The sequence below is a fragment of the Exiguobacterium sp. 9-2 genome, from assembly GCF_036287235.1.
GTDB lineage: Bacteria > Bacillota > Bacilli > Exiguobacteriales > Exiguobacteriaceae > Exiguobacterium_A.
The window spans coordinates 892500-915770 of the sequence record NZ_CP142850.1; the positions used below are offsets into that span (position 1 = coordinate 892500).

30 protein-coding genes are annotated in these 23271 nt (G+C 44.9%); 28 read left to right on the forward strand and 2 right to left on the reverse strand.

Annotated features, from left to right (window positions below; translation table 11 throughout):
* Positions 1-118: 118 nt before the first annotated feature.
* The 16 genes from VJ374_RS04570 to VJ374_RS04645 all read left to right on the forward strand — a co-directional run bounded on the left by VJ374_RS04570 (position 119) and on the right by VJ374_RS04645 (position 15681).
* Positions 119-1063 carry a PstS family phosphate ABC transporter substrate-binding protein gene (locus VJ374_RS04570; protein ID WP_329470319.1) on the forward strand — a complete coding sequence of 315 codons (945 nt, stop codon included), beginning with the start codon at positions 119-121 and terminating at the stop codon, positions 1061-1063.
* An 89-nt stretch (positions 1064-1152) separates the two neighbouring features.
* On the forward strand, positions 1153-2094 hold the full coding sequence (gene pstC / locus VJ374_RS04575) for a phosphate ABC transporter permease subunit PstC (protein WP_035409160.1): 942 nt from the start codon (positions 1153-1155) through the stop codon (positions 2092-2094).
* A gap of 1 nt (position 2095) precedes the next feature.
* Positions 2096-3004 (forward strand): phosphate ABC transporter permease PstA, encoded by a 909-nt coding sequence (pstA, locus tag VJ374_RS04580; RefSeq protein WP_035409158.1) that lies wholly within the window; start codon positions 2096-2098, stop codon positions 3002-3004.
* 95 nt (positions 3005-3099) lie between these two features.
* A complete protein-coding gene (gene pstB, locus VJ374_RS04585) occupies positions 3100-3876 on the forward strand; it encodes a phosphate ABC transporter ATP-binding protein PstB (protein ID WP_052019099.1) in 777 nt (258 codons plus the stop codon).
* Between the two features lie 18 nt (positions 3877-3894).
* Positions 3895-4557, forward strand: coding sequence for a phosphate signaling complex protein PhoU (phoU, locus tag VJ374_RS04590; protein ID WP_035409154.1), 663 nt, complete (start codon positions 3895-3897; stop codon positions 4555-4557).
* 107 nt (positions 4558-4664) lie between these two features.
* On the forward strand, positions 4665-5390 hold the full coding sequence (locus VJ374_RS04595) for a DUF4912 domain-containing protein (protein WP_290748879.1): 726 nt from the start codon (positions 4665-4667) through the stop codon (positions 5388-5390).
* A 31-nt stretch (positions 5391-5421) separates the two neighbouring features.
* Entirely contained in the window at positions 5422-7605 is a 2184-nt protein-coding gene (locus VJ374_RS04600) for a 1,4-alpha-glucan branching protein domain-containing protein (protein WP_329470321.1), read from the forward strand.
* 104 nt (positions 7606-7709) lie between these two features.
* Positions 7710-7859, forward strand: a complete 150-nt coding sequence (rpmG, locus tag VJ374_RS04605) for a 50S ribosomal protein L33 (RefSeq protein ID WP_012369771.1) — start codon at positions 7710-7712, stop codon at positions 7857-7859.
* 57 nt (positions 7860-7916) lie between these two features.
* The gene (locus VJ374_RS04610) at positions 7917-8462 is read left to right on the forward strand and encodes a 5-formyltetrahydrofolate cyclo-ligase (protein WP_035409149.1); all 546 of its coding nucleotides are present in this window, start codon (positions 7917-7919) and stop codon (positions 8460-8462) included.
* Positions 8456-9235 carry a DUF92 domain-containing protein gene (locus VJ374_RS04615; RefSeq protein ID WP_329470325.1) on the forward strand — a complete coding sequence of 260 codons (780 nt, stop codon included), beginning with the start codon at positions 8456-8458 and terminating at the stop codon, positions 9233-9235. The genes VJ374_RS04610 and VJ374_RS04615 overlap by 7 nt, the downstream gene beginning before the upstream one ends.
* Positions 9236-9398: 163 nt before the next feature.
* Positions 9399-10355 (forward strand): L-lactate dehydrogenase, encoded by a 957-nt coding sequence (locus tag VJ374_RS04620; RefSeq protein ID WP_035409145.1) that lies wholly within the window; start codon positions 9399-9401, stop codon positions 10353-10355.
* 255 nt (positions 10356-10610) lie between these two features.
* Positions 10611-11120 (forward strand): GNAT family N-acetyltransferase, encoded by a 510-nt coding sequence (locus VJ374_RS04625; RefSeq protein ID WP_035409143.1) that lies wholly within the window; start codon positions 10611-10613, stop codon positions 11118-11120.
* A 160-nt stretch (positions 11121-11280) separates the two neighbouring features.
* Positions 11281-12318 carry a M42 family metallopeptidase gene (locus VJ374_RS04630; RefSeq protein WP_308101176.1) on the forward strand — a complete coding sequence of 346 codons (1038 nt, stop codon included), beginning with the start codon at positions 11281-11283 and terminating at the stop codon, positions 12316-12318.
* A complete protein-coding gene (locus VJ374_RS04635; protein WP_035409139.1) occupies positions 12302-12505 on the forward strand; it encodes a YqgQ family protein in 204 nt (67 codons plus the stop codon). The genes VJ374_RS04630 and VJ374_RS04635 overlap by 17 nt, the downstream gene beginning before the upstream one ends.
* An 83-nt stretch (positions 12506-12588) precedes the next feature.
* The gene (locus VJ374_RS04640; RefSeq protein WP_035409137.1) at positions 12589-13539 is read left to right on the forward strand and encodes an ROK family glucokinase; all 951 of its coding nucleotides are present in this window, start codon (positions 12589-12591) and stop codon (positions 13537-13539) included.
* A gap of 216 nt (positions 13540-13755) precedes the next feature.
* On the forward strand, positions 13756-15681 hold the full coding sequence (locus VJ374_RS04645) for an LTA synthase family protein (protein ID WP_035409136.1): 1926 nt from the start codon (positions 13756-13758) through the stop codon (positions 15679-15681).
* A 106-nt stretch (positions 15682-15787) separates the two neighbouring features.
* Here VJ374_RS04645 and VJ374_RS04650 read toward each other — a convergent pair whose 3' ends face one another.
* Positions 15788-15967 carry a DUF2759 domain-containing protein gene (locus tag VJ374_RS04650; protein WP_035409134.1) on the reverse strand — a complete coding sequence of 60 codons (180 nt, stop codon included), beginning with the start codon at positions 15965-15967 and terminating at the stop codon, positions 15788-15790.
* A 168-nt stretch (positions 15968-16135) separates the two neighbouring features.
* On the opposite strand from VJ374_RS04650, the gene VJ374_RS04655 reads away from it, so the two are divergent.
* Positions 16136-16753: an MBL fold metallo-hydrolase gene (locus VJ374_RS04655; protein WP_329470328.1), complete on the forward strand. Its 618-nt coding sequence runs from the start codon at positions 16136-16138 to the stop codon at positions 16751-16753.
* Positions 16754-16795: 42 nt separating this feature from the next.
* On the opposite strand, the gene VJ374_RS04660 is transcribed toward VJ374_RS04655, so the two are convergent.
* On the reverse strand, positions 16796-17059 hold the full coding sequence (locus VJ374_RS04660) for a DUF2626 family protein (protein WP_023467555.1): 264 nt from the start codon (positions 17057-17059) through the stop codon (positions 16796-16798).
* Positions 17060-17282: 223 nt separating this feature from the next.
* On the opposite strand from VJ374_RS04660, the gene VJ374_RS04665 reads away from it, so the two are divergent.
* From VJ374_RS04665 to gcvT, 11 genes are all read left to right on the forward strand, one after another.
* Positions 17283-17669 (forward strand): Spx/MgsR family RNA polymerase-binding regulatory protein, encoded by a 387-nt coding sequence (locus VJ374_RS04665; RefSeq protein WP_035409130.1) that lies wholly within the window; start codon positions 17283-17285, stop codon positions 17667-17669.
* A gap of 62 nt (positions 17670-17731) precedes the next feature.
* Entirely contained in the window at positions 17732-18574 is an 843-nt protein-coding gene (locus tag VJ374_RS04670; RefSeq protein WP_056060197.1) for an ATPase, T2SS/T4P/T4SS family, read from the forward strand.
* A gap of 14 nt (positions 18575-18588) precedes the next feature.
* On the forward strand, positions 18589-19530 hold the full coding sequence (locus VJ374_RS04675) for a type II secretion system F family protein (protein WP_056060200.1): 942 nt from the start codon (positions 18589-18591) through the stop codon (positions 19528-19530).
* A 17-nt stretch (positions 19531-19547) separates the two neighbouring features.
* Positions 19548-19859, forward strand: a complete 312-nt coding sequence (locus VJ374_RS04680) for a competence type IV pilus major pilin ComGC (RefSeq protein ID WP_023467559.1) — start codon at positions 19548-19550, stop codon at positions 19857-19859.
* Positions 19828-20289: a prepilin-type N-terminal cleavage/methylation domain-containing protein gene (locus tag VJ374_RS04685; RefSeq protein WP_035409128.1), complete on the forward strand. Its 462-nt coding sequence runs from the start codon at positions 19828-19830 to the stop codon at positions 20287-20289. Before VJ374_RS04680 ends, VJ374_RS04685 begins: the two co-directional genes overlap by 32 nt.
* Before the next feature lie 5 nt (positions 20290-20294).
* Entirely contained in the window at positions 20295-20654 is a 360-nt protein-coding gene (locus VJ374_RS04690) for a type II secretion system protein (protein ID WP_290748910.1), read from the forward strand.
* Positions 20545-20940, forward strand: a complete 396-nt coding sequence (locus VJ374_RS04695) for a hypothetical protein (RefSeq protein WP_329470334.1) — start codon at positions 20545-20547, stop codon at positions 20938-20940. The genes VJ374_RS04690 and VJ374_RS04695 overlap by 110 nt, the downstream gene beginning before the upstream one ends.
* Entirely contained in the window at positions 20916-21209 is a 294-nt protein-coding gene (locus VJ374_RS04700) for a hypothetical protein (protein WP_308101179.1), read from the forward strand. Before VJ374_RS04695 ends, VJ374_RS04700 begins: the two co-directional genes overlap by 25 nt.
* The gene (locus VJ374_RS04705; protein ID WP_056060203.1) at positions 21202-21687 is read left to right on the forward strand and encodes a shikimate kinase; all 486 of its coding nucleotides are present in this window, start codon (positions 21202-21204) and stop codon (positions 21685-21687) included. The genes VJ374_RS04700 and VJ374_RS04705 overlap by 8 nt, the downstream gene beginning before the upstream one ends.
* Entirely contained in the window at positions 21684-21998 is a 315-nt protein-coding gene (locus VJ374_RS04710) for a hypothetical protein (protein WP_056060206.1), read from the forward strand. The genes VJ374_RS04705 and VJ374_RS04710 overlap by 4 nt, the downstream gene beginning before the upstream one ends.
* Before the next feature lie 184 nt (positions 21999-22182).
* Positions 22183-23265, forward strand: coding sequence for a glycine cleavage system aminomethyltransferase GcvT (gcvT, locus tag VJ374_RS04715; protein ID WP_329470337.1), 1083 nt, complete (start codon positions 22183-22185; stop codon positions 23263-23265).
* Positions 23266-23271: the final 6 nt, after the last annotated feature.

Genomic DNA, 23271 nt, shown 5'->3' on the forward strand with positions numbered 1-23271 from the left:
TCTTTTACGTTGGATTCATTTCGTTTTAATAGTTCATCCGTAGTATAAGTCTTGTAAGGAAAACGGATAAAAAGTCGTAGCATCGTCAGCGACATACTTTCGAGGAGGAAAATTAATCATGTCTTGGATGAAAAAAACAGCACTCATTACAACGGTAGCATCAATCGCAGTAGTGGGGGCAGCATGTGGTAACGATAAAGGCGGTTCTGCTAGTTCATCTGATTTAAAAGGGAAAATCGCAATCGACGGTTCTTCTACAGTCTTCCCGATCATGGAAGCTGTCGGTGAAGAATATTCAACGGAACAACCTGACGTAAATGTCACAGTCGGTGTCTCTGGTACGGGTGGCGGATTCAAACGCTTCGTCGTCGGTGAAACGGATCTTTCGAACGCATCGCGTGAAATTAAAGAAGAAGAAGAAGCTGAAGCGAAAAAGAACAACATCGAATATACAAAACTTTCACTTGCATATGATGGTCTAACTGTTGCAGTCAGCAAAGATAATACATGGGTAAAAGAACTCTCGCTTGATCAACTCGAAAAGATTTGGCTCGATCCAAACGTTAAGACTTGGAAAGATGTTGATTCTTCTTATCCGGCTGAACCACTGAAGTTCTTCAGCCCAGGGAAAGATTCAGGAACATTCGACTTCTTCTCTGAAAAAGTACTTGAGAAGAAAGACATGCGTAAAGACGTTCAACTGTCTGAGGACGATAACGTACTCGTCAAAGGGGTTGAAGGAACGAAAGGTGCGATCGGTTACTTCGGTTATGCCTACTACGCTGAAAATAAAGATAAGTTAAAAGAAGTACCACTTTCAGCTGAAGGAAAAGATGCTGTCGATCCAACACCAGAAACAATCAAGGATTTATCTTACCCGCTGTCACGTGAAATCTACACGTACGTCAACAACAAATCATTGAACGATAAAAAACAGGTGGCAGACTTCGTGAAATTCACGAACGAAAACGCTGGAGATTTAGCTGAAGAGGTCGGTTATATCAAAATGCCACAAGATCGTTACGATGAAAACACAAAAGCAATCGAAGATGCAATGAAATAATCATCGAGTCATGAGGATGGCCCAACCGGGGAAGTCTGTACCGGTTGGGTCCCGTTCTCATGTCAAGAAGGAGTAGGGAGCGAAGAAGGATGAATTCAACACCCAATAAATCGGTTCGCGAGCTGATTCAACAGAACCGACAGCAAAAATTCAGTGTGAAAAACGTCATGGAACGCATCATGCCGATCGTTTTATTTCTGTGTGCGTTCGTCTCGGTCGTTACGACCATCGGCATCATTCTCACGTTAGTCATTGAAACCGAGCATTTCTTTGAAGTCGTTCCGTTCAAGGAATTTTTCGGCAGTACGAGCTGGTATCCACTGAACTCTCAACCAGAGTATGGGATTTGGCCGCTTGTCGTCGGTACACTTGAGATTACCGTGATTGCGATGCTAGTTGCCGTGCCGATCGGCCTCACGTCTGCGATTTATTTAAGTGAGTATGCGTCAGACCGTGCACGCCGTATCTTAAAACCGATTTTAGAAGTCTTAGCTGGTGTTCCGACGATCGTTTTCGGATTCTTCGCGTTGACGTTCGTCACACCACTACTCGTTAAATTAATTCCAGGCATTCAAATCTACAATGCGCTCAGTCCGGGGATCGTCGTCGGTATCATGATCATTCCAATGATCGCCTCGATTTCTGAGGATGCGATGAGCTCTGTTCCTAAAAAAATTCGTGACGGTGCGCTTGCTCTTGGTTCGACACGTCTTGAAGTCGCATTAAAAGTCGTTGTTCCCGCTGCCTTGTCCGGAATCATTGCTTCAATCGTACTCGGAATGTCTCGAGCAATTGGTGAGACGATGATCGTGACGATCGCTGGTGGTTCGAATCCGACAGCTGCTGTTAATCCACTCGAGCCGGTCCAGACGATGACTGCGTATATCGTTCAGGTCGCTTTAGGCGATGCTGGATTTGGAACAGTTGAATATTACAGTATCTATGCGGTTGGTACGCTCTTGTTCGTCTTTACGTTATTGATGAACTTACTCGCGAACTGGATCACACGCCGCTTCAGAGAGGAGTATTAAGATGGCCTTACCAGAAAAGCAACCTGTCACAAAAAAATTCATCGACCCGGTCGCAGTTAAGAAATCCATTAGCCAACGCCTCGTCGTCAACAATGTAACGAAAGTCATTTTCCTCGTCGGTCTGTTTTTCGGTCTCGTCGTCTTAGGTATTCTCCTATTCGGCGTCATCCGTGACGGTGCTTCGTGGTTATCACTTGAATTTCTACAAAACGCACCATCTCGTCGTGCGGAACGTGCCGGAATCTATCCAGCGTTAATGGGATCGATCTTCTTGATGCTCCTGATCATCCCGATGATTTTCATCATTGGTGTTGGAGCAGCAATTTATTTAGAAGAATATGCAAAAAAGAGTCGGATGACATCGTTCATCGAGGTCAATATCTCGAACCTCGCAGGTGTTCCGTCGATCGTCTTTGGATTACTCGGATTAACGTTCTTCGTCCGTAATATGGGCTTCGGTTCGACGTTGATTGCTGGAGCTTTGACACTCGCATTGATGAGTCTTCCGGTCGTCATCGTTTCTTCTCAAGAAGCAATTCGCGCCGTGCCACAAGCGATGCGCCATGCATCACTCGCACTCGGTGCATCGAAATGGCAAACGACGTTCAAAGTCGTTCTTCCGGCATCACTTCCGGGAGTCATTACAGGAATCATCTTAGCTGTATCCCGAGCGATCGGTGAGACAGCACCGTTGATCATGGTCGGAGCTGCCATTTTCATCGCCCGTGCGCCAGAAGGGATCTTTTCAGAGTTCACGGCATTACCGATTCAAATCTATAACTGGACAAGTCGTCCACAAGCGGACTTCCAAGGTCTTGCAGCAGCAGGAATCATCATCTTGATGGTCATTCTCTTGACGATGAACTCGCTTGCGATCTGGATCCGGAACCGATTTTCTAAACGCTATTAATCGAACGAGATAGAAGGGATTTCTTTTAAGGAGGAAGACAGATGATGGATACGAAGCTGAATACGAAATCAGTCGTCACAGAAGGGGCAGAGCGTATGAACCAACCAGTAGTAGCACGCGAGAGCGTCTATAACGTTAAAAACTTAAATTTATGGTACGGTGACGATCACGCGCTTAAAGATGTCAATCTTGATATCAAAAAAAATGAAGTTACGGCAATTATTGGACCGTCAGGATGCGGTAAATCGACATTCATCAAAACATTGAACCGGATGGTCGAACTCGTTCCGATCGTGCGGACGAATGGTGTCATTGAGTATCACGGACGTAATATCTTTGAAAAAGAGTATGGTGTTGAAGAATTACGGACGTCTGTCGGAATGGTCTTTCAGCAACCGAATCCATTCCCAAAATCAATTTACGATAACATCGCATATGGTCCACGTGTCCATGGCGTTAAAAACAAAAAAATCCTTGATGAGATCGTGGAACGTAGTTTACGCCGAGCAGCGATTTGGGATGAAGTCAAAGATCGCTTAAATGAAAATGCCTATGGTCTTTCGGGTGGTCAACAACAACGTCTCTGTATCGCGCGTTGCCTCGCGATCGAGCCGGATGTCATTTTGATGGATGAGCCGACATCGGCACTGGACCCGATTTCTACATTAAAAGTAGAAGAACTCGTCCAAGAGTTGAAATCGGACTACTCAATTATCATCGTCACGCACAACATGCAGCAAGCTGCACGTGTATCTGACAAAACAGCATTCTTCTTGAATGGTGAAGTCGTCGAGTTCGATCAAACAGACCGGATCTTTGGAAATCCGACCGACAAACGGACGGAAGATTACATTTCAGGACGATTCGGATAAGAAGGGGAGACGAGACGAATGGCAGCGAACCGTACAATTTTTGGAGAAAACCTTGCAATACTCGATCAAAAAGTCTTTTTACTAGCACGAAAAACGATGCAACAAATCGCAACGACAGCAGAGGCGCTCGAAAAATATGATCAAGATATCGCACGTGGTGTCATTGCGAACGACAATGAACTCGATGATCTTGAACTCGAAATCAACGATGATGCGATCCTCTTAATCGCGAAGCAACAACCAGTTGCGACGGATTTACGACGGATCATCACGGCGATGAAGATTTCATCGGATCTCGAGCGGATTGCGGATTATGCAGGAAATATTTCAAAAGCAGTCCTTCGTGTCGAAACATTTCCATACGTCATCGATATCTCCTTGTTGAAGGAAGCGTTTGAGACATTACTCGATATGACGGAAACCGCAATCGTTGCATATCGTGATGGAGATGTCGAAAAAGCAAAAGCACTGTCTGATCTCGACAATGTCATCGATGAGACGACATACAAGGCGCTCCGTCAGTATATGCGTCATATGTCCTTGCAACCGATCGTTGTCGATGAAGTCATGCAATTCACGAACATTTGCCGATATATCGAGCGAATGGGTGACCACTTGACGAACGTCGGGGAACATCTGATCTATCTCGAAAAAGGAAAACATTATGATTTAAATGGGTGAACTAAGTAGGCCGGAGGAATTTCCTCTGCCTACTTTTTTTGTAAAGGGATTCGAAACACGTTTGTAGAATAGGAAAGAAGTGAATAATGACAGAGAGGTGATTGGGAATGCTTGAGCAAATCATTAAAATGAAAGAACAAGGGCTGACAACAAAACAAATCGCAGCTCAATTGGATACGACTGAAGGAAAAATTAAATATGCTTGGACCAAATATCGTAAATCATTGACAGATCAACCAACTGTAGAAGCACCGAAAGTAAAATCAAAAACTGTCAAACAGACCAAAAAGTCGACTGCACCGGTATTAGATGTCGTACCGTCTGTGCAAGTGATGCCATCACTCGAACGTGATGCGTTTGGAATGGCGACGCATTATGAAGATGATATTCTCCATGCGATCGTTCAGTCACCGACTGCGTTATATGTCTACTGGGAATTGTCTGAACTGTCGAAACAGTTGTTAGAAACGCATTATCACACGACATTTGATTCGTTCCGTAAAGAGTTACGCATCATTGACGTCACACTCGTCGATTACGAACAAGGACAAGCGAATCGTACGTATCAGTTCGAACTGCCTGAGATGACGAATGCTTGGTTCGTTCGACCAGTTGCCCCGAATACTACATACATCATTGAATGGGGCATTCAAACGATTGATGGAGATTTCGTTCCAGTACTACGTTCGAAACCAGTCGAGACACCACGTGACGAACCAGTCACAGACGGACGCTTCGCCGAAGTCGTGCATCATTGGCAATACGGTGAGGTCGAACAGCCGGAATGGGTCGAGGTATTACGCCCGTATTCTTATTTCGATCGCGTCCGATAATGGAATTAGAGAGAGGAAAGGAAGAGAAGCTATGCGAAAAGGATATTTTTCACTCGTCTTACATGCACACTTACCATATATCCGTCATGAAGAGGCGCATCGTCTCGAGGAACGGTGGATGTATGAAGCGATTTCAGAAACCTACATTCCATTATTGTGGGAAGTCGACCGCTTATCACGTCCGCTCGGTTGGACAGTCAGTATTTCACCGCCGGTCATCGAGATGCTTGCCGATCCACTGATTCAAGACCGCTACATCGAGCATATCGAGGACACATTACGTTTGATTCGTCAGGAACTGGAGCGAGAGCTTGACCAAAAGGAACGAGATGCTCTTTTATTCTATCAAGACCGCTATCAAGATTTATTGAATACGTTCCTTCACTGGGAAAAAGATTTGAACCGGGCATTCCGCCATTACAAAGAGCAAGGCTATCTTGATTTGATCACCTGTACGGCGACACACGGGTTCAGTCCTCACATGTTGTCTGAACAAGCGGCGCGCTCTGAAATTCAGACAGGCTTGAACTGTTTTGAACGCCATTACGGATTCCGTCCATCAGGTCTTTGGATGCCGGAATGTGCCTATACGCCAGGACTTGATCGAATTTTATATGAGGAAGGCATTCGCTATACGTTCGTCGATGAACATTCGATTTTAAACGCCGATCCAGCACCAAAACACGGAATTGGAGCACCCGTCTATTCTCCACACGGTGTAGCACTCTTCCCGCGTGATCAAATCATTTCCGGAAAAATCTGGAGTTCTGTCATCGGATATCCGGGACATCCTGATTATCGTGAGTTTTATCGGGATCTCGCGTATGATCGGGAATGGGATCAAATTGCTGAGTTCATGCATCCGGAAGGCTTACGTTATGATACCGGTTTGAAATTGCATCGTGTAACAGGTGAGACGGATCAAAAAGACTATTACGTACGTGACTGGGCATGGCAACGAACAAGTGAGCATGCAGCAGATTTTGCTCAAGCACTTGGTGAACATTTAGATGCATATCAAGGACAAGACTTCCCGCCATTTCTCGTCACAGCACCATTTGATGCTGAATTGTTTGGTCACTGGTGGTTCGAAGGACCTGATTTCCTTGGTAAAGCGATGGAACGTCTAGAGGATCAGGCGATTGAGTCGATTTCACCAGCTATGTTCCTCGAACGTCACTTCCAAGACATCGATACGGCACATGTCGCGATGGGAACGTGGGGACGAAAAGGCTATGCGGAAGTCTGGATCAACGAGCGCAACGACTGGATGATTCGCCATCTCCACCAGCTCGAAAAGAGACTAGCAGGAATCGTTGCGCGAAATCGTCATCAAGATGCATTGACTGTCAAGGCGAAACGCCAGCTCATTCGAGAATATCTACTTGCTGTCTCAAGTGACTGGCCGTTCATTTTAGACGGACAGACGACAGCACAGTACGCTGCGAACCGGTTCCGTGAGCATATCTTACGTTTTGAAGAAACCGAACGTCGTCTCGATGCACAAGAATTAACGATGGACTGGTTGGAAGGGCGTTATCAACAATATCCGTTCTTGCAAGATGAAGACATTGAACCAGATGTTTTCTTAACGGCTCATGACTATTATGTTGCGGTCAAACGCGATGCTACTTTGAACAAGGATGGTATTCTAATGTTCACTCGGGATTACGAACAATCTCACCGTCCAGTTCGTGATGTAGCTAGACGACTAGCGGCAGCGGGAGAGAACGTCTACGTCGTAACGGAACATCCTGAAGCGTATCGATTCGAGGAGGGTGTGCATGTATACGGGGTACAAGTGACAGGTCTACCGATCGTTCAAACATACAATCAACTGGCTGCGTTAAATCTAGCCTTCTTGCGTCAGGCGCAAGCCTTGGCGAAGATCGTTGACTTCCAAGTCGTCCATAACTTCAATATGGAAACAGCATCAGCTGCCCAGGCAATCGCCAAGATGAAAGAGTTGCCACTAGTCAGTAATGTTTATGATGTCGAGAGTGAGCGTTCTCCGGATCGTTCAGGTGGTCTGGTCGTTGCGTTAAAACGACTTGAAGGAGACGCATTGCGTCAATCGGCTGTCGTTTATCTAGAACGGGAAGAGTCACGCAACGGGGTGGAACAGGAGTATCACGTTGAAAAGAAACCCCTTCGTTTTGAAGAGAACCTTGAAAAACCATATCAACACGTGACGAATCCGAAAAAGAACGGATGAACAGTTGCAATTCCTTTCCTTTCTTGGTACGATACTTGAGTATGCTTAACCTTATGTAAAGCAAAATCACTTGATACATCGAGAGCTAGATAGGAGGGAATTCCATGCGCGTTAAAATCACATTAGCTTGCACTGAAACTGGTGACCGTACTTATATCACTAAAAAGAACAAGCGTAACAACCCAGAGCGTCTTGAGTTGAAGAAATACAACCCACGTCTCCGTAAACACACACTTCACCGTGAAGTGAAATAATTGAGATGGAAGCCGTCACTTCGTGTGATGGCTTTTTTTGTGGAAAGGAAGACAGTTATGAACAAACAAGAAGTACGCCGTCTGATCAAAGAAAGATTAGATGTGATGGAGAACCGTGCTGAAAAGGAACGGTTAATACACGAACATGTTTTGTTATTGCCTGAATGGCAACAAGCGACTTGTGTCGCAATCACGTTAGCATTTCGAAATGAATGTGATACAAGCATATTGATTAAACAAGCGTGGCAAGAGGACAAGACGGTCTTGATACCGAAAGTAGTCGGAGAAGAGATGGTCTTTTATGAATACAGACCAGAAGATCAATTGCAGCATAATCAGATGGGAATCGCAGAACCAATGGATTCAGCTCGTCGCACTACACTTGATCAAGCGGGATTTTGTCTCGTTCCGGGACGCGCCTATCGACGAGATGGCTATCGCTTAGGGTGGGGAGGCGGTTATTATGATCGTGCACTCGTAACATACACAGGTTGTAAAGTATCCATCGCCTTTTCAGAACAGCTCTTTCCAGATTTTGAAGTGGAGGACTTCGATATCCCAGTTGATCTCATCGTCACGGACCAAGAGGTTATCCGATGTTAAGTGTTACGATTTTATTTTGTCTCATTCTCGCCTGGACTGGACGATATTTTCGCTTGTTGACGACAAGCGGGGCTGTCTTGACAATGCTCGTCGGCAGTGGTGTCTCATTTGGATTCGGCTTGAAAGGTTTAGTGGTGCTCTTACTCTTCTTTGGCAGCTCGAGTCTTTTATCGAAAATTGGGCGTTCTAGAAAAAAATCCGTGGACGCGATCGTCGAAAAAGAGGGTGCACGTGACGGATGGCAAGTACTTGCGAATGGAGGAGTAGCGTTCGTCGCTGCTATAGCCTACGCCATGACGATGAATTTTGCATATCTCTTGTTATTCCTATTCGTCATCGCGGCATCGAATGCCGATACATGGGCTTCGGAAATCGGTCCACTCTCAAGACGTGATCCATGGTCTTTGAAAACATTACGACGGGTACCAGCAGGAACGAGCGGAGCGATGTCGTTAATCGGAACGTTAGGAACAATTGCTGGAGCTGCGTTCATCGCTTTAGCAGCGCAGTGGATCTTCTCTCTTTCTTTGACAGAGGCCTTACTTGTGACAGGTATCGGTGTCCTTGGAAGTCTTCTCGATACACTATTTGGAGCAATGTGGCAACGCGTGTATGAATGTTCAGTTTGCGAGGAACGTACGGAAAAACGAGAGCATCATGGACAACCGACAGCTTACGTATCGGGTATTTGGTTTCTTGGAAATGATGCGGTAAACGTCATGACGAGTGGTCTAGCGAGTGGAATCGGGTTTATCATCGTCCGATTCTGGTAAGTGCAAAGTATGACAGGGTAATTCCTTATGTTAGGATATCGATGACACAAAATGGACAAATGTGATTAATTTCACATATTACAAAGAATGTGAAAGATGTTACAATTTATTTGTGAGATAGTTAACAAACTCTTAGAACGAATGAAAGGGTGGACATAACGAGATGGAATTACATGCGAAAGTAACACGGGTGGCGTTAATCGGAGCAGGTGCGGTCGGTTCAAGCTTTGCTTATCAGATGTCAACAGCCGGACTTTGTGAGGAACTTGTCATCATTGACGTCAATAAAGCAAAAGCAGAAGGTGAAGCGATGGACTTGAACCACGGAACCCCGTTTAGTTCTTCACCGATGCGGATCTGGGCTGGAGATTATATGGACTGCCGAGAGGCTGAGGTCGTCGTCATCACGGCGGGAGCTCCTCAAAAACCAGGAGAGACGAGACTCGATCTCGTCGCAAAGAATGCATTGATCATGAAAGAAATGATTCGTCAGATTATGGATTCTGGTTTTGATGGTCTCATCGTCGTGGCTTCCAATCCGGTTGATATCATGGCACATCTGGCTTGGAAATATTCCGGTCTTCCAAAATCACGCGTATTTGGATCAGGAACGGTGCTCGATACAGCACGTCTGCGTCAAATGCTTGGAGAATACTTTCACATCGATTCTCGCAATGCCCATGCCTACATTCTTGGAGAACATGGAGATACGGAATTCGCTGCCTGGAGTAATAGCCGTATTTATGGAAAAACAATTGATGAACTACTTGCTGAGGACGATCGTTACTCTCAAGCAGACCTTGATCAAATCTATATCAACGTTCGGGATGCTGCCTATCATATTATCGAACGTAAAGGAGCAACTTATTATGCGATTGGACTTGGACTTGTTCGAATCGTGCGTGCCATCCTTGGGAACGAGAACTGTTTGTTGACGGTCGGGGCGTATGTAGATGGGCAGTACGGGATTTCCGGCATTCACATCGGAGTACCGGCGATCATCAATCGTCAAGGTGTGCGGGAAATCATTGAAGTCGCGTTGACAGAAGAAGAAATGAAGAAGTTTCATCATTCTGCTGATGTATTGCGTCAGACACTCGAACCTGTCTTGCAAGATTAACGGCGCAAAGCATGACGAAAACCTCATAAATAGAGAGCTTAAAAACTCAAATGGTGATCCTGTATCTTAGTGTCCACCTTTGAGTTTTTGTTATGAGAAAAAAAGAGGCAAACATCACTACTGTATTTAAGTGAAATTAAAAGAGAAAAAAATCTAGGTTTTATTTTACTAGAAAAGGGTTAAGTAAGAGATAGAAGCGTTTTTCCGTTATTATTTGTACGTCATGAAACCCAAAAAAGGAGAGAATCGACAGTCATGTATACTTTTCGAAAATTAACTAAAGAGGATGCAGAACAATACTGGAATCTACGCCTTGAGGGATTAAAGAATCATCCAGATGCGTTCGGTCATTCGTTTGACGATGAACAGCAAACCCCGCTCCGCGAAGTACGAGAAGGTCTAGAAGGAGAACCCGACTCCGATGAGATTTGGCTCGGTATGTTCGACGGCGATGTATTGTTTGGGTTTGGTCAGGTCAAGCCATATGAACTGTCACGTGAATCGCACAAAGCGATGATTTCCGGAGTATATGTTTCGCCTGCATATCGTGGAGGGACCGGTCGTGCTCTAATGGAGGCCTTGATCGACGAGGCGAAGAAGTTACCAGACGTTGAGCAAGTCATTCTTGCCGTATTATCAGGAAATGAAGCAGCGCAAAGTCTTTACGAATCGCTCGGCTTTGAAGTATATGCCGAAGATCCAGACTCCGTAAAATTAGAAGATGGCACATACCGCGATGATATTTGGATGAAAAAATACGTCTAAGTTCATTATATGGTGTGGACAAAAAGCTGTAGCAAAAAAGTGCTACAGCTTTTTCGCGTAGTGGATGTAGGATATCAGTACCGACAAAGAATGAATATTTGTTATCATGAAAACAAAGCGGATAGCACGTTGTAGTCCGATTGAAAGGGAGCGAATGAACATGAAAGAAGTCATACGTACGATTGAAGAGCTGGTCTCGATTCCAAGTCCGACAGGTTCGACGAAAGAAGCGATTACATACGTAGAAAAGCGATTGATGGCAGAAGGCATCACGTATCGAAAACTCGAGAAAGGAGCCATCTTAGCGACTTTGCCTGGTGCTTCAACTCGCACGCGGTTACTGACGGCACACGTCGATACATTAGGGGCAATGGTAAAAGAGATTTTACCAACGGGACGACTCAGTTTATCACAATTAGGGGGCTATGCTTGGACAGCGATCGAAGGAGAGAACTGTCTCGTGCATAAGATGGACGGTCAAACAATTTCCGGTACGATTGTTTTCCATCATTCGAGTGTCCATACGTCACGCGAGACGAACAAAACGGAACGGTCCGCTGATAATATTGAAGTCCGACTTGATATTCGTTCGACGACAGCCGAAGAGACGCGCGTCGCGGGAATTGAAGTAGGAGACGTCGTGACGTTTGATCCGCGTTTCCTCTATACGGAAACTGGGTTTGTGAAATCGCGCCATCTCGATGATAAAGCATCGGTTGCTTTGTTGCTTGAATTGATTAAAGAATGGAAAACCATCGACCTGCCACACACGGTCCAGATCCTGATTTCAAATTACGAAGAGGTTGGGTTCGGTGGAAATGCTGGATTCACGGAAGAAGTCGCAGAATATATCGCGGTCGACATGGGTGCGTTAGGAGATGGTCAGCACTCTGACGAATTCACGGTCTCAATTTGTGCAAAAGATGGTTCCGGTCCGTATGACTTAGCGTTACGTCATCAGCTAACACGTCTAGCACAACGCAATAGTATCCCATATAAAGTTGATATTTATCCGTTCTATAGCTCGGACGCTTCGGCAGCAGTGCGTGCGGGACATGATGTTCGACACGGACTATTTGGTCCGGGGATTGAATCGAGCCATTCTTACGAACGAACACATGAGACGTCATTACAAGCGACCTATGATTTGCTACATGCGTATGTAAAGGAGCCGATGGTCGATGAAGACACTGTATGATGTACAACAGTTACTTAAGACGTATGGAACATTCATCTATCTAGGAGATCGAGCATCAGATATTGCGATGATGATGCTCGAACTTGATGAATTGCAAGAAGCAGGCGTTTTGGAGCAACGTCAGTATGATTCAGCAAAACTCATCTTACGACATGAATTAAAACGTTCACAATCCGATAATGTTTAAGGTTGCGCAACCCTTTGCGCAATACGAGTGTGTCCGTTAAAATGAACAAGTAGACATTATATGAGCATAGGGGAGACAGAGCAATGAAATGGTTACTCGGCATTGATATCGGTGGAACGACAGTGAAGATGGCAATTTTGGATTTGCAAGGCATCATCGTAGAAAAATGGGAAATTGAGACGGTGATCCTGAATGATGGTGCACAAATTCCAGGAGATATTGCAAAATCATTTTTTGAGAAGTGTCAAGAAAGCAACAAACGACCAGAGGATTTTGTCGGAGCAGGTATTGGTGCGCCAGGATTCATCGACTTTAATACGGGTGTCGTTGAAAAGGCAGTCAACATCGGGTGGCATAATTTTGAACTCGTTGGTGAATTCGAACGGTTGACAGGTTTACCGGCAGTACTTGAAAATGATGCGAACGCAGCAGCGATCGGTGAGATGTGGAAAGGTGCCGGTAGTGGCGCAACAGAATTACTCGCGGTCACACTTGGTACGGGTGTCGGTGGTGGTCTGATCACGAACGGACAAATCGTTCACGGTACGGTCGGAATGGCAGGAGAAATCGGTCATATCACGATGTTGCCTGAAGGTGGCGTCATGTGTGGATGTGGACGTAAAGGATGCCTTGAGACGATTGCTTCAGCAACGGGTATCGCCCGTCTTGGTCTTGAGAAACGTAAAGGACAAGAATCGCTACTGAATGACATTAAAGCAGTGACGGCGAAAGATGTATTTGAAGCGTATGAGAAAGGCGATCGTATCGCAACGGATGTTGTAGAGGAAGTGACGTTCCACCTCGGACTTGCGATTTCAAATCTAGCAAATAGTATCAATCCGGAAATCATCGTCATCGGTGGTGGTGTCTCGAAAGCAGGTGAAACACTGCTTGCACCACTACGTCAGCAATTTGAACGGTTTGCGTTACCCCGTGTCTTTGGATCAACGACGTTCAAGATTGCTGAACTCGGAAACGATGCTGGAGTCATCGGGTGTGCATGGCTTGCTAAGCAAATGTTCTTGAAAAAATGATAATATTCAATTTCAATGAAAGGTTCGCTCCGGCGAATCTTTTTTTTGTTTACAAACGTATAGTAATTGTGTGATTGTTAAGTATCTTCCGGATTCCGGTTGCATTTTTGTAAAACTAAGCGTAAAATTTTCACGTGATATGGGTATATGTACATTATGATGTAAGTTGTGTGAACTGAAAGCAGAAAGCACATGTAAATTAGGAGGCAGGTTTTTATGCAGCAAGACGCAAACATCTGGTCGCGAATGCGCCTAAAGATGGGTCAAGGCGTTCGCAGTACTTATAAAGAGCATAAGCTTTTTTGGATTGCGACCTTATTGATTTGGTTAAAAACGTATTTAGCGTATACACTTTTCTTCAACGTTCCCGTAACGAATTCCGCGCAAGCATTCATTCTACTAATTAATCCAATTAGTTCAGCGCTCTTCATGTTTGGATTTAGCTTCTTCTTCCGAGGAAATGTCCAAAAATGGTTCATCTACGGTACACTGTTCGTCGCAACCATCATTTTATATGCGGACATCATTTTTTTCCGCTTCTTTAATGATTACTTGACGTTGCCAGTATTGTTCCAAACTTCGAATGCAGAGACGGTTTCCGCTTCACTCGCATCGCTTTTAAGTTGGGCTGATTTACTGATCGTCGGCGATTTGATCATCTTACCATTTTTCTTACGGAAAATGGATATGTCCAAAAACGTCGCGTCACGTGGGCGCGCAATTCTTGCATTCGTCGCAGCAGTCGTCGTCTTCCTTGGAAACTTGACGCTTGCTGAGACAGAACGTCCAGAATTATTGACACGTGCCTTTGACCGGGAATTACTCGTTAAGAACATCGGAACATTTAACTTCCATATGTATGACGCACTCATCCAGTCGAAGACATCTGCGCAAAAAGCACTTGCGGATAGCTCTGAGTTATCAGAAGTCCAAAACTTCATCGATTCGAAGCATGCTGCAGCCAATCCGGCGATGTTCGGCAAGTATAAAGGTAAGAACGTCATCGTCATCTCGTTTGAGTCAGCTCAATCATTTGCCGTTGGTTTAAAAGCACCAAACGGTCAAGAAATTACACCGAACTTGAATAAATTGATCAAGGAATCCCATTCATGGGATAACTTCTATCACAACACAGGACAAGGGAAAACGTCAGATGCTGAGTTCATTCTTGAGAATTCGATCTATCCACTTGGTCGTGGATCTGCATTCTTTACGAACGGAGAGAACGAATTCCGTGCAACACCTGAGATGTTGAAAGAAGATGGCTATTACTCAGCTGTTTTCCATGCGAATAACAAGTCATTCTGGAACCGGGACATCGTCTACAACAGTTTCGGCGTAGATCGTTTCTTCTCGGAGACGGATTATGATTTAGGGGATCCAGCAGATTTGACGGAGTGGGGCTTACTCGATGACAAGTTCTTTGAACAGTCACTTCCGATGTTAAAAGATTTACCACGTCCGTTTTATTCGAAATTCATTACGTTAACGAACCACTATCCATTTGAGATGCCAAAACCAGAAGATGAACTCGTACCACCGCTTGAAACGAGTTCTACGACACTGAACCACTACGTTCAGGCGCTAGCGTATCAAGATATGGCACTCGGTAAGTTCATCGAAGGTCTAAAAAAAGATGGTACGTGGGATGATACGATCTTCATGGTATACGGTGACCATTACGGTATTTCAACAAACCATAATGCTGCAATGGCAGAACTCATGAACAAAGATGAGTTGACTCCGTATGATGTTGCGCAACTGCAACGTGTACCGTTCGTCATTCATTTACCGGGTCAAACGAAAGGTGTCAAACACGAAAATGTTGCGAGTCAAATCGATATTAAACCAACATTGCTTCACCTGTTAGGTCATGATTTCAAGAATGAGATCTTGTTCGGTACCGATCTCTTCTCAAAACAACATAAAGACTATGCGTTGTTCCGTGACGGTTCTGTCGTAACAGATAAGACGGTCTACACGCAAGAAACATGTTATGACCGTAAGACAGGAGAAGAAGTGAAGGACGGGGAACAAGCGGAAATGTGTAAACAATCTACGAAACAATCTGAGAAAGAATTAGGACTCTCAGATAAAGTCATCTATGGCGACTTGCTACGTTTCCTTCAAACTTCAAAATAAGTAAGATAATACTGAGAGTAGGTCTACGTTCTAGTAGGTCTACTCTTTTTATAAAATAACAAAAAAGAGAGATGCTCGAGGCACCTCTCTTTTTAGCGTACTCTGATTACGATGGAATACCGCCGTAAATCAATGTCGCAATCCCAAACCAGCCGAATAAGACGACAGTTAGGGCTGCGAATACGAGTGGAAACATTTGGCGTTTCTTAAGTGAACGAACGACGGCCCAAACACCGACGAGTGCGACGAAGAAGAAAAGCCAACCGATTGGTTGATCCAAATGCATGACGTACTCCCCCTTAAACAATCACGTTATGAATTTCACGAAGATTTCACTTAAATCTCACTTTTTAGTTTATCCGACTCTCGGGATAAAGTCGAGAGGGCGTTGCAGGAACTTTCGACAATTTCGTGTATAGTAGGGGAAGAGTCTATTGAAAAGGGGTTTTATAGAATGGAAATCGTCATGATCACTTCCGGTATGGCATCTGAGAATGGCTACTTGTTATTTAAGGACAAGGAGTGTCTCGTCATTGATCCAGGAACAGAAGATATGCGTTTTTTCGATGAAATTGAAAGTCGAGGAGCAACCTTAAAAGGAATCCTTTTGACCCATGCTCACTTTGACCACATTGGTGGTGTAGATATGTTACGACGCTTCACGAAAGCTCCTGTCTACGTTCATGCGGAAGAGGCAGGCTGGCTTGGTAATCCAGAATGGAATGGTTCGGCAAAATTCGGCATGCCGCCGATGCGCATGAAGCCAGCCGATCATCTGTTACAACCAGGACAATTGGCAATCGGTAACTTTTCAATGCATGTACTTGAGACGCCAGGGCACTCACCAGGAAGTGTGACGTTCTATTTCAAGGGAGAACGAATCGCATTCGGTGGGGATCTCCTATTCCAACAAGGCGTCGGGCGAACGGATCTTTATGGTGGGAATCAAGACGTATTGATGCGTTCGCTCGATCGACTCATTGCGGAACTACCAGCAGACACGACAGTCTATCCGGGTCACGGTCCAAATACGACGATCCGACAAGAGATGAAAACCAATCCGTTTCTATAAGCAAAAAAACTCGCCATCCAAGAGGATGACGAGTTTTTTTCATTACATCTGGAAGTTCGACCAGTACGTAAAGACGATGAAAAATACAGTTAAGTAAGCTCCAAAGATATAGACATACGTTTTTTCAGTTAAACGCAAGTAACCAAGCGCTGCAAAAAAGACAGTTTGTGCCAAGAAGACGAAGCCCATGACTAAAAATGAATCCGTATGCTCACTTGAGCTTGCATCGCCACCCAATGCGCCGATAAATGCCATGACTGCGATGATACCAGTCCAGAAACCGAGTACGCGGTACATTCTCCCCATTCCTATAACCCCCTAAATCCGACAGATAGTCAATATACGTACTTATTTTACCAAGCAAACAATCATTCGTCTATCCTGTTCTAGTGATTGTTAAGGAATAACTGTGAACAAAAGATGAAGTTTCAAAAAAAGTTGTACAATAGTTGTACAAAAGGTGTACAAAGTCAAAATGTCGTGCTATAGTAACTGTAATGAAACCCACACTTTGAGAGGAGGAGCAAAAATGGCGAATGAGTTAGTCTTTTTCACATATCCAAGTTGTACATCATGTCGTAAAACGAAATCATGGTTAAAAGAGGAACATGTTGATGTAGAGGAACGTCATCTGTTCAGAAATGCTCCAACAGTTGATGAACTCATGGAACTGTTAAAATTATCGACAGACGGGATTGAAAGTTTGCTCGCAACACGCAGTCAAGCCTTCAAAGATCTCGGCATTGATATTGAAGACATGAAACTCAGTGAGTTATTACGCCTCATGAGTGACAACCCGAAGTTGTTACGCCGTCCAATCATTACTGATGGAAAACAACTCGTTATCGGGTATGATAAACCGGGTCTTGAGACATTAGCGAAGCGTAAACATCGGACAATTGCACACGTATCATAAAGAAGCCGGTTTGGTCGGCTTCTTTTTTTTGTGTATTGTTTGCTGTAGGGAGGTGAGTAGAAATGAAGGAATGGACGACACAACTCATGGAACGATTCGAAGCACTCGGTGCAACAGATGTTCATTTCGTTCCGAACGAGACTCGCGTCCGAATCGTTTGTCGAACGAGCGATGGGCTGTGTGAACAAGATGACGTAGAACTGACACGTTACCGGACGCTTGTCAGCCATATTCGCTATGAGGCGAACTTAAAGGAACAAAATGAACGAATTCCGCAAAGTGGCTTGTATCCACATGGGAAAAAGGGAATGCGTGTCTCGTTGTTACCGAGTCGACAAGGGGATGCGATGTCGTGGCGTTTTTATCGTTCGACAGTCTCTCGAGAAACGGCTTTACAAACGTTACATGATCAATTGGACTTCGCATGGTTAGCTGAACAACGACATGGGTGTATCGTCATTTCCGGATCGACAGGTGCAGGAAAGACGACGATGTTATATTCCTTGATGAGTGCAATGGAAGAAAAACGAATCATCTCGATTGAAGATCCGGTGGAATGTACGGTACCAAACGTCTTACAACTGGAACTAAATGAAAAAGCAGGCTTCACTGCTACGCGATGTTTTGAGGAAATACTGCGAGCGGATCCAGATTGGATTGCTTTTGGTGAGGTGCGGACAAGGGAGGCAGCACGTTTGACGATGAATGCTGCCCTTAGTGGTCACGTCGTGTTGTTTACGCTACACGCTGGAAGTATTGATGAAGCGCGATTACGATTGCGCAGTTTAGGTATCGAAGAGTCAGAGCTAGCTGTCTGTCAACGCATCATTCATCTCGAGCGAAAAGGAGAGGATGTCCGCTGTACCGTCAGAAACTTACAAGCCGCGATCAAAGTCGGTTCTTAAAACGATATCATCGCTTGTTATCAAAAGGAATTTCCGCGAAAGAGACGCTACTCATTTTAAAACGATTCGAGCGTCATCCGTTCTCGGAAGTGGTCGGAGAAATGGAGCAACGTCTTGAAAAAGGAGACTCCTTTGCAGCATCCCTTGAACCGCTTGCGTTAACGAATACCTTAAAACGACTTCTTTTTGTTGGAGAAAGGACAGAGCGACCATTGCTTGTTCTTCGCCAAATCGTGAAACTGCTCGACCTCGAAACAGAAATGCGATCGAAGTTTTGGAAGATGATCCGATATCCGCTTGTTCTAGCGACCAGTCTATTCCTGCTGTTCTTCTTTTACGCCCTCTACGTATTTCCATCTCTCCTCGAGATGTCGGACCCGAAAACTCTCCCCTCATTTCTTCATCTTCTTCTTCACCCCTCTGCGAAATATATGCTCGCAAGTATTCCCGTTATTTTGTTAACCTCCGGTTACCTCTTCTTTCGCTTCTTTCCATTAAACCGTATTTTACGACTGAAACCGTTACAGCGTTTGATTCGTCTCTACTACAGCTATTTATTCACGATCGAAGTAGGATCGTTTATCGATGCTGGCTTTTCGCTCGAAGAGACCTTTCGTCATCTAGAGCAAGGACAAGCGAATAAAAAAGGTCATTTGTACGCTCGTTTGCATGCTAAACAACAGGCGGGGGAACCACTTGCAGAAGCGCTTGGCGAAGATGAGATCATCGAAGCCGAGACGATTGGAATAGTCCATTTAGCGCGAGAAAGTGGAGATCTTGGTCCGTTGTTGCTTGAACAAGCGACGCTCTTGCATGAGTCGATGGAAGAGGAGTTAGAGAAAAAGTTGTTATGGATCGAGCCGATTTTGTACGGGGGATTGACGATCATGACAGGAACGTTGTTTCTCATCTTATATTATCCGATTCAGCTAGCGATACAGCAGCTTCCATTTTAAACAGAGGAGACGATACGATGAAACAATTCTTAAAACGACAGGACGGATTCACTTTACTGGAGATGGCAGCCGTCTTATTGATCATTTCGTTGTTACTGCTCGTTTTGATTCCAACGATGACAAGTGGAAAGGATCAGGCGAAAGGTGTAAGTTGTGAGGCGAACATTCGAGTCATTCGTTCGGAGGTCAATTTGTATTACGCCAAAGAGAAAAAGTACCCAGAATCGCTCCAGACGATCAATCGGGGAACCGCCGATAAACCGAATGCCCTCGTCTGTGATCAGGAGACGTATACGTATGATCCGAAGACTGGCGAACTTACGAAGTGAACAAGGATTTACCTTATTTGAGATGACGGCGGTACTGACAATCATTGCTTGTTTACTTGTTTTGTTGTTGCCGGCACTATTTGAAAAACGACCGGACTGGATTCCGCTTGAACAAGAGGTTCGTCTAATGGAACAAGATATTCAGACGCTTCGGCTCATGCAGTACTCGAAACAAGATCAAGCATTGATGCAGTTTCGATTTCGAGGAGACGGGACAGGATACCTTGTACTTGCGGATGACCGGCTGTTATGGCAACGAACGTTCCAGAATGGGCATACATGTGCCGTTCCCCCGTCAAACCGCATCATCTACTTTAAGAGCTATCACTCGATTTATGCAGCGACGTGGTCTTGCCGTTCGGCAACAGCCGAGTATGAAATTAAATTCTTACTTGGGAACTATCAAATGGCAATCCGTAAAGTGAGGTGAGAAGTATGCAGGACAAACGACAAGCGGGTTTCTCTTTGCTCGAAGTGATTCTCTCTATCGTTGCGATGGGTGTCTTCATGATGCTAGCGATCGATCCTTATCTCGATTTACGAACGAAACAAATCAAATGGGAACAAGAGACGAAACAGCTTGAGCAGATGGCGACGGATCAAGTTGAAAACCGAACAGTGTCCTATGTTCTGAAGCAAGGAGCGTGGTGCAATGAAACGACATGTCTTGCGAGCAGAATCCGGAATGACCCTCCTCGAACTATCGTTCGTCCTGTGGATCAGTCCGTTGCTCCTGTTGGCGATTTTGACGCTGACACCACTCGTTCGCCCACCGGAAGTCAATCGAATGAATGAGGAACTGTTCTTTCATACCGTAGAACGGCTTATGTGGCGGAGTACGATGTGTGAACGCGTTGGAGATGAGATTCGCGGAATGGACGTTAATCCGGGAGAGATGGCTGAGAAATGGCGTCTCGTCCGTGTGCAGGATCAACTACGCCTCAAGAAAGAACAAGGAGGTGAACTGACATACGCTCGCGATGTCAAACAATACACTGTGACAAGCACTGCCGAGATCCTCTCAATTCAGTTGAACGACAGCAAACGTTCCTTCCGATGCGTCAAGACGGATTCATCTTGATTCAGACCTTACTGTTGCTTTTAGGCATGGGAGTCGTGCTCTTAATCGTTTGTCAGCAAATTGACGAAGAAATGCGCCATCATCAGTTGGAACAAGAAGCACTACAACTCGAATCTCTCATCCGCGCGGCAAAAGCAGATTGTACGAAGGATGAGACCCTCCGCTATCCAATCGGGCAAGTCAGCTGTACAGTGACCGATAAAGGCTTTAAAATGGAAGCGAGATTAGATAATGGTCAAAGAATCGAGGCGGTCGTTACACATGAGTAAGGTTTATTTGATTGGCTTTATGGGAACTGGTAAATCAGCCGTCGGACATCGATTACGTGGACGATACACGGTCGACGAATTGGATGAACACTTCGAACAGAAACATGGACAAACGATTCCTTCTTTTTTTGCTGAGCATGGCGAAGCAGGGTTTCGTACACACGAGAGCGAATTGTTAAGGAACAGCAACGCGGAAGTAGTCGTCACGGGTGGTGGAATCGTCGAACGAGAAGAGAACCGACTGTTCATGAAAAAGGCAGGGACAGTCATTTGGATTGATACGCCTTTTGATGTCATCTGGAAACGGATTGCTTCTGACTCGAATCGTCCACTCGTGACAGAACGGGAACAGGTGAAGCATTTATTCGATCGTCGCTATTCTTTGTATGCTGGAGTTGCCACTGTTCGCATTGAAGGAACGACATCAATCGAAGGGTTGGTTCATGCGATTGAAACTGTATTGGAGGAAAAGTCATGATTTGGATTACGTTAGGTATTATTTTATTGTCCATCGTAGGACTTGTGTTGTTCGGATTCATTCTTTACAAAAAGAAGCTATCTCAGGATATTCAACAATTAAAGCAATTGATGGAGCGCTTTACGATTCGTCAGAAAACCTTGCAGACGAACATCGATCATACAACGCACCGAATCGATCAAATCAAAGGGAACATCAACCGGATCACTGAAGAAGGAAATCGTGTGAAGCAGGGAACAAGCCAATTGGTGACAGAAGGGCGACGACTTCAAGAAGAAATCAAGCGAACTGCCGGAATCAATCAATTTTGAAATGGCTTTCATGGGAAGAATATGAAACAATAGGAGAGAAGGGACAGGGTCCTTTCTCTCTTTTTCATGTGTTCCTTTTTCCGAATAATACTAGATAATTATGATTTAAATTGGTAAGATAAATTTGAAAATGGAACATTAATGAGAAGAGAGAGTGAAAACGTTCGTTAATAGGGGGATTTGTATGAGTCAGACGACATTGAAAAGAACACCATTATTCGAAACGGTTTCGAAAACCGGTAAGATGGTGGATTTTGCGGGATTTGAAATGCCAGTTTTGTTTTCCTCGATTAAAGAAGAACACGTTGCAGTAAGAGAGAATGTCGGTATGTTCGATGTCTCGCACATGGGTGAACTGTTCGTCAGCGGACCGGATGCTCTGACATTTTTACAAGCCACGTTATCAAATGATATTTCAAAGATTGCGGTGGGGCAAGCGCAATATAACGTCTTATGCCAAGAAGACGGTGGAACAGTGGATGATTTACTCGTCTATCGTTTATCAGAAACGGATTATCTTCTCGTTGTCAATGCTTCGAACATTGAAAAAGACGAACAACATTTACGTCACTATCTAACAGGGGACGTCACGCTTGAGAATCAATCGGAACAATATGGTCAAATTGCTGTCCAAGGACCACAGGCGGAAGCAGTTCTTTCCGGCATGACACCACTTGTCTTATCAGAGATTGGGTTTTTTAAGTTCCAAAGGGGAACGGTTGCGGGAGTTGAAATGATCGTTTCACGCAGTGGGTATACAGGGGAAGATGGATTCGAGCTTTACATGGCAGCTAGTGACGCATCTGCTGTCTGGCAAGCATTGCTTGAGCAAGGTGTCGTACCATGCGGTCTCGGGGCACGTGACACATTACGTTTTGAGGCATGTCTGCCACTTTACGGACATGAATTATCAGCAACGATTTCACCCATCGAAGCGGAAATGGGCTTTGCGGTCAAACCACAAGTCAAACCGTTCGTCGGTTCGGAAGTCTTGTTACAACAGAAAGAACAAGGAGCACCGCGGCGCTTGATCGGTCTTGAACTACTTGATAAAGGGATTGCGCGTCAAGATGCACCGGTTTGGCATGACGGGGAAGTCGTTGGTGTGGTGACGACAGGTACGTTACCGCCGACAGTCGGAAAAGCGATTGCTTGGGCACTCGTTCCTGCAGAAGTAGCGGAACAAGAACAATTTGAAGTAGAAGTACGCGGAAAACGTTTAGCAGCGAAACGAACAGCGACACCGTTTTATCGTCGCACGAAATAAGGGGGA